The 7,154-nt window shown below is 49.4% G+C and carries 9 protein-coding genes; all 9 read left to right on the forward strand.

All coding sequences use genetic code 11. The annotated features are described in order from the left end of the window. Positions 1-383 precede the first annotated feature (383 nt). The 9 genes from H6F72_RS22875 to H6F72_RS29760 all read left to right on the forward strand — a co-directional run bounded on the left by H6F72_RS22875 (position 384) and on the right by H6F72_RS29760 (position 7,143). Positions 384-743 (forward strand): YciI family protein, encoded by a 360-nt coding sequence (locus tag H6F72_RS22875; protein ID WP_190441303.1) that lies wholly within the window; start codon positions 384-386, stop codon positions 741-743. Positions 744-826: 83 nt separating this feature from the next. Then, positions 827-1,255, forward strand: coding sequence for a nuclear transport factor 2 family protein (locus tag H6F72_RS22880; protein WP_199299249.1), 429 nt, complete (start codon positions 827-829; stop codon positions 1,253-1,255). A 90-nt stretch (positions 1,256-1,345) separates the two neighbouring features. Then, entirely contained in the window at positions 1,346-2,173 is an 828-nt protein-coding gene (locus tag H6F72_RS22885; RefSeq protein ID WP_190441306.1) for a YciI family protein, read from the forward strand. 55 nt (positions 2,174-2,228) lie between these two features. Further along, entirely contained in the window at positions 2,229-2,639 is a 411-nt protein-coding gene (locus tag H6F72_RS22890; RefSeq protein WP_190441309.1) for a VOC family protein, read from the forward strand. Between the two features lie 55 nt (positions 2,640-2,694). Next, entirely contained in the window at positions 2,695-3,096 is a 402-nt protein-coding gene (locus H6F72_RS22895; RefSeq protein ID WP_190441313.1) for a VOC family protein, read from the forward strand. Positions 3,097-3,181: 85 nt separating this feature from the next. Next, on the forward strand, positions 3,182-3,307 hold the full coding sequence (locus H6F72_RS22900; RefSeq protein WP_190441316.1) for a DUF1579 family protein: 126 nt from the start codon (positions 3,182-3,184) through the stop codon (positions 3,305-3,307). Positions 3,308-3,662: 355 nt separating this feature from the next. Then, positions 3,663-4,493, forward strand: coding sequence for a DUF928 domain-containing protein (locus tag H6F72_RS22905; protein ID WP_190441319.1), 831 nt, complete (start codon positions 3,663-3,665; stop codon positions 4,491-4,493). A 5-nt stretch (positions 4,494-4,498) separates the two neighbouring features. Further along, positions 4,499-6,481, forward strand: a complete 1,983-nt coding sequence (locus H6F72_RS22910; RefSeq protein WP_199299250.1) for a tetratricopeptide repeat protein — start codon at positions 4,499-4,501, stop codon at positions 6,479-6,481. Then, positions 6,439-7,143, forward strand: a complete 705-nt coding sequence (locus H6F72_RS29760) for a CHAT domain-containing protein (RefSeq protein ID WP_199299251.1) — start codon at positions 6,439-6,441, stop codon at positions 7,141-7,143. The genes H6F72_RS22910 and H6F72_RS29760 overlap by 43 nt, the downstream gene beginning before the upstream one ends. The last annotated feature ends 11 nt before the right edge of the window (positions 7,144-7,154 follow it).

The following is a 7,154-nucleotide window of genomic DNA, read 5'->3' on the forward strand; positions in this document are numbered from 1 at the left end:
ATTCGTTGCCGTAAATCAACAGACAATGGGGCAGGCATGAGTGGTCATCGTCTCATCTTGCAAGACTCACTTAGACTATCAAACTGTGGCTTACTCAAGCAATAACTGCTGTATGTTTGAAGCTATATCTGACATAAAAAGACATCAAAATTTTTGGCAAGGTGTTGATTTGAGCGACCGCTGTTCGACTGACCTATAAAGGAACACGATAACAAAGAACAATTGTACTAAATAATTAAAGTTTTAAGAGGTGTCGATTTGAGCGATCGCCGTTCGACTGGCTTACAAAGGAGGCAAAGCTCGATCGTACTCAATGAAAATTTTTTGGTGAAGTGTCGATTTGAGCGATCGCGGTTCGACTTAACAACAAAGGAGGCAACCAAATGAAATACATGCTGCTGATCTACATGGATGAAAACGCCCTGAGCGAAACCGAGCGGGAGCATTGCTATGCGAAATCTGCTCAACTCGCCCAAGAACTTAACGCCAAGGGACAATATCTGTCAACCGCTCCACTTCACCCTGTCGCCACGGCAACCAGCATCCAAGTGCGTGACGGCAAATCACTGATAACGGATGGACCGTTTGCCGAAACCCGCGAACAATTGGGTGGTTTTTTCCTCATTGATGCTCAGGATCTCGATGAGGCGATCGCGATCGCGGCTCAGATTCCAGGAGCACGAGTCGGAACTGTTGAAATTCGTCCGGTGCTTGAAGTCGCAGGTTTGCCGAAGCAGCAGTGACCATACTCTCATTGCGAGGCTGCTTTACCTGTGAGTAGCCAACCAAATAGCCATCCCAAAGGAGACACCAATTCGGAGGCTCTATGCCAAGTGACATCACCGAAATGACCAATGAAACGCTAATCAGAGAACTGTTAGAAAAATGGGCAGACGCAACCCGTTTGGGAAACCATGACGAAGTTCTAATTTCCCATGCATCCGATGTCACGATCTTCGATGTGTTGCCGCCGCTGAAGTATGAGGGAGCCGATGCCTATCGCCAAAGCTGGGACGAGTGGCAACCCACCACTGAAAGTCCAGGTCTATTTGAGATTCACGATCTCAAAATCACGACAGGTCAGGACGTAGCCTTTGCGCACTGCTTTATCCAGTGCGGTAGCATTCAACCCAATGGCATGACATTCGAGGACTGGGTCCGGGCAACGTTCTGCCTCTGCAAACTGGAGGGCAGATGGTTGGTCACGCATCAGCATATTTCAATGCCAATCGGCAATCAATCAGGAAGCAGTTAATCATACCCCGTAACCCTAACGAACTCATTTTATCGTTAGTCCAAATCTCAACAACTAAACTTTCTAACCTCAAACCCAGGAGATACGGCAATGCGATTCATGCTGCTCATGATTCCCCAAGGCTACGAAAACGCAGATCCAGGAGCGATGCCTGATGCTAAGGCGGTTGAAGCCATGATGAAATACAACGAAGCCCTGCAACAAGCTGGTGTACTCATTACCCTTGAAGGGCTTCACCCACCCTCAATGGGGGCGCGAGTCACATTCAGTGAAGGAAATCCTCAAGTGACGGAAGGAGTTTCCCCGGATGTAAAAGAGGTGCTGGGTGGTTACTGGATGATTCAAGTGAACTCGAAAGAGGAAGCGATCGCCTGGGCTGCTCGCTGTCCTGCCTCAGCCAACGAGACGATCGAAATCCGTCAGGTGCAGGAATTTGAAGATTTCCCTGAGGATGTTCAAGAAGCCACTGCTGAGTTCACAGAGTCATTTTCTAATACCACAACAGCAATAGAACAGACCCATACAGCCGAAGCTCAGATTCGCCAACTGATTGTCGAGCAACAGCATGCGATTTGCTCCAAAGACGTGGATCAAATCATGTCCTGCTATGCCGATGAGATCATTCTCTTTGATGTGAAACCGCCATTCCAGACCCAAGGCAAAGAAGCGGTTCGTCAGTTGTGGGAAGACAGTTTGCCTTATTTTCTAGATTCTTTCGAGATGGAAACCCGCGACCTCACCGTTACTGTGAATGACAACTTAGCAACTGCTCACTGGTTGTTTCGCTTTAAAGGGGAACAGGACCATCCCGCCACGCAAATGTGGATGCGCGCCACTGCCGTGTATCAGAAGCATCAGGGCAACTGGCAGATTTTACACGAACATATTTCGGTGCCATTTGATCCAACCACGGCTTAGGCAAGTCTCACCCTCAATCCATAAAAAATCCATTGGCTGTGACCAGGAAGTACCTATGAAAATCAATCCGTATCTCATGTTCAACGGCAACTGTGAGGCAGCATTTAAGTTCTATGAGCAATGTCTTGGTGGCAAAATCACCATGATGATGACCCACAAGGAAGCACCTTCGGCAGAAAATGTTTCACCGGAGTGGCATGACAAAATTATGCACGCTTGCCTTGATCTAGGAGATCGCCTGTTGATGGGATCTGACAGTCCACCTGAATATTTTGAACCTCCTCAAGGCTTCTATGTGCAGATGAGCGTTGCCGAACCAGCCGAAGCCGAACGGATTTTTCACACTCTGGCAGAAAACGGCAAAATCAAGATGCCGATCGCTCAAACCTTCTGGTCTGTTCGCTTTGGCATGGTAATTGATCAGTTCGGGACACCGTGGATGGTCAACTGTGAGCAAGTAGCTTGAGTCTTGAATCATCCTTCAACGGATACAACTACAACAAATTACACCCGAAAAAACCATGAGTACTCAAATCTTCGTCAATCTACCTGTTAAAAATCTCCAGCAATCGATCGAGTTTTTCACTCAGCTCGGCTTCCAGTTCAATCCCCAATTTACCGATGAAACGGCTACCTGCATGATTGTCTCCGAGACTATCTTCGTGATGCTCTTGACTCATGAAAAGTTCAAGACGTTTACACCAAACGCGATTTGTGATGCGACAAAAAGTACCGAAGTGTTGACGTGCTTATCTACAGAGAGCCGAGAGAAAGTTGACAAGATGGTTCGCAAAGCGATCGCCGCAGGTGGCACAACCTACAACGAACCTCAAGACCACGGGTTTATGTATGCACATGGATTTCAAGATTTAGATGGTCACATTTGGGAACTGGTGTACATGGAGCCCAGCGCAGTTGGTTAGGCTGAATTTGCTCAGGAATAGAAGTGTGAACCAACCCGAATGCGATCGCTATCCTCATTCGACCAGCGATGATGGGTGACAACAAATGACAAAGTACAAAGACGCGATCGATTTTAAGAGCGACGATTACCGAGTCTTGACTTCCCATATGTTGGGAAATGACGGGCAGCGGTATCACTTCATGACCGCTCATTATCGGCGAAAGCAATAAGACGTAACGTTCCGCTGATGAAACCAAATCCTGCACAAGGCTAAGCCAAAGTATGACATCCAGCATGGTTCGGAATAGTTGCTTATAGCTAAGGATGCGATCTACTTCAGCAGATATCTCTTCGAGATCGCTCATCATCCCCAAGAGCCAGGGCATCGCAAGTAATACCATTGTCGAAAAAAGTAGTCATGCGATGCCTAATGATTTGCTACTTAGGTGTCGCGTGGATCTTTCGTTTCCTGACTCTTGACAACTCGCGATTGCGCTTTCCCGCAAGGGAGATTTACAGGTAATCTCCTTTTGGTTCCGTTAATGGTTGCCTATTGTAGAAGATATACGTCGGGGTAACTACGCTATGCCTCACTTATCCAAGCGTCGCCAGCAGCAAGCACTGATCGCTAGTTTGATCCTCACGCTATCGATTGGCATCGCGCCTATGGCGCTGGCAAAATACCGTCCGCCAAAGCGTCCTTCGGCACCCGGAGGGACAGGAGCCAATACGATTCGGGCATACCGTCCGCCCAAGAATCCTTCGGCACCTAGAGAGACAGGAACCAATACAACTCGGGGGGATAATTGCGATCGCAAGGCGGAAGGTAAATTAACCCCCCTAGTACCGTTTAGCCATATTGGGCAGACGAGTTCCTCGCGTCCAACGTTCGTCTGGTTTGTGCCCGATCGTACTCCCCATCCGTTGCAATTCCGGCTGTTTACTCGCACGGGAAAACCGCTCTACAGAACCGAGCTGCAAAGTCAGTCGGGAATTATGCAGGTTACTTTGCCCGCAAATCTAGCCCCACTGACGATCGGACAAGCTTATCAGTGGCAGGTGGTGTTAGTTTGTGATCCGCAGGTTCCTTCGAGGAATGTGGTGGCGACGGCAGAAATCCAAGTGGTCGAGCCTGATGCATCGTTGCAGAATCAACTGGCTGCCGCGCCATCCCCCCAACAGCGGATCGATCTGTATGCCGAGGCTGGGCTATGGTATGACGCGATCGCAGTAGCATTCAAAGCCTCTGAGACTGCTCAAAATCAGTCAGCCGTGTTGGATTTGCTTGATTCTCTTGCCACTTCAGAAGTCCGTTTGGAAGCTCAACCGTTGCAGGAATGGAGCGATCGCCTGAGACAAATTGAAGCAATTGAACGCCAGCGCCAAGCCTCGCAAACCCCGTCTCCCAAACCTTAGAACCCATGAAACCTGCCCCCAAACAGATCAAATTAAGCAAACGTAAGGTGCGATCGCGTTTCCTCCTGCCCCTCGCCTTTTGCTTTTTGCCTGTTACCTGTCACCTGCCTCTCCATGCCCCCCCACCCGCTGTCGCTCAGACGATCGATGCCCGTAAAGCCGATCGCCTGTTCAATCAGGGGCTTCAACAATATCAGACCAGCCAATTTCAAGCAGCGTTGAATTCCTGGCAACAGGCACTGCAAATTTATCGCGCCCTTAATAATCGCCAACGGGAAAGCATGACCCTGAGCAGTTTAGGAGGCATTTACCGTGCTCTGGGCGACTATGCTAAAGCGATTGAGCATGGGCAGCAGAGTCTAGCGATTGCTCACGAAATCAAAAACCGTCAAAGTGAAGGTCTGGCGCTGAACAATTTGGGACTCGCTTACCTCTTTCGAGGTGATTATAACAAAGCGATTGAGTCTTTACAGCAACAGTTAGCGACCGTCCGCGAAATTAAAGACCGCCATGGGGAAAGTATGGCACTAGGCGGTTTAGGAGGCGCTTACCACTATCTAGGCAACTATGACAAAGCCATTGAGTACGGGCAGCAATACTTAGCTATTACCCGCCAAACTCAATACCGCCAGGGAGAAAGTGAGGCACTAGTTCTCTTGGGAAATGCTCATCACTCTCTAGGCAACTATGCCAAAGCCATTGAGTACGGGCAGCAGAGTTTAACGATCACGCGTGAAACTAAATACTGCCAAGGGGTAGCTGTGACGCTAGGTGGTTTGGTAGGTGCTTATCTCTATCTAGGCAACTATGCTAAAGCGATTGAGTATGGGCAGCAAAGTCTAGCGATCGCCCGCGAAATTAACTATCGCCGAGGAGAAGGTGTGGCACTAGGCAATCTAGGAACTGCTTACCGCTCTCTGGGCAACTACGTCAAAGCAATTGAGTATGGGCAGCAAAGTCTAGCGATCGCGTACGAAATTAAAGATCGCCAAGTAGGGGGTATAGCACTGGGCAATTTGGGAAGTGCTTACCTTAAACCGGGCGACTATGACAAAGCCATTAAGTATATGCAGCAACAGTTAGCCATTGCCCGTGAAATTGAGAACCGCCAAGGAGAAAGTGAGGCATTAGGCAGTTTAGGAGTCGCTTACATTGACATGGGCGACTATAACAAAGGTATTGAGTATACACAGCAATATTTAGCCATCGCTCGCGAAATTAGAGATCGCGCCGGGGAAGGTGTGGCACTGGGCAATTTGGGACTTGCTTACGGCTATTCGGGCAACGAGATCCAAGCGATCAAATATATTCAGCAACAGTTAGCTATTGCCCGCGATATTAAAGACCGCGAGAGGGTGGGGCTGGCACTCAACAACCTCGGAGTAGCGTTCTTGAGGGCTGGCAACCTCACAGAAGCCGAAAAAATGCTTACAGATGGGATTCAAGTTTGGGAATCGCTGCGGCAACTGCTCGGTTCCAACGATGCGAATAAAGTCTCCATCTTTGAAGGACAAGCTCGCACCTATCGAACCTTACAACAAGTCCGGGTGGCGCAAAATCAACCGATTGCTGCCTTAGAAATTGCCGAGCGGGGACGTGCCCGTGCCTTTGTCGATCTCCTGACCCTGCGCTTATCGCCTGGTTCTGCCAATCCAGCGATCGCCGCTGTTCCCAACCAGGAGCAGATTCGCCAAATCGCGAAAGTACAGAATGCAACTTTGGTGCAGTACTCCATTATTTACAACGACTTTGAAATTCAAGGAAAAACCGAACCGCGTGAATCTGCGCTCTACATCTGGGTGATTCAACCGACAGGCGAAATTACCTTCCGTCAAGTAGACCTCAAAACCCTTTGGCAACAGCACAAAGTCTCCCTAACCAACCCAGTCGTTTGCACGCAAGAATCCTTTGCTGTCCGCAGTCGCAGCAGCACGGGCTTGACCAAATGTCCAACCGACTTGACTTACCCACCCTGCATCAACTGTTGATTGATCCGATCGCCTCTCTGCTTCCCAAAGACCCCAACGCCTATGTCATCTTCATTCCTCAAGGCTCCCTCTTCCAGGTGCCTTTTCCTGCCCTGCAAGATGCCAATGGCACTTACCTAATTCAAAAACACACCATCCGCACCGCACCCTCGATTCAAGTCTTGGCACTCACCCGACAACAACAGCAAAAGCTAGCTAGCCAACCAGCCAACCATCGCGGCAACGCTCTCGTGCTGGGCAATCCCACCATGACCCAGATCTCCCTGTCACCCGGAGAGCCGAAACAAGCCTTGTCGCCCCTCCCCGGAGCCGAAGACGAAGCCAAACCGATCGCCCCGATACTCAACACTCAAGCCATCATCGGTGCTCAAGGAACCAAAGCCGCGATCGTGCAAAAAATGCCACAGGCATCGGTCATTCACCTCGCCACTCATGGATTGCTGGATGACGTGCAGGGATTGGGCAGCGCGATCGCTCTGGCTCCCTCTGGCAACGATGACGGCTTACTGACCGCAGCAGAAATCTTAGACATGAAACTGCAAGCCAGCCTGGTGGTTTTAATACCAATTCTTCAAAAGCAAACGACAGATGCTATAAAACTTGAAGTGAGTTTAATCGTAGAGTATGACTGGGGTTTACAAACTAGAGATACAAGAGAGTGAAGCAGATCTCA

The sequence above is a fragment of the Trichocoleus sp. FACHB-46 genome (genome assembly GCF_014695385.1).
Lineage (GTDB): Bacteria > Cyanobacteriota > Cyanobacteriia > FACHB-46 > FACHB-46 > Trichocoleus.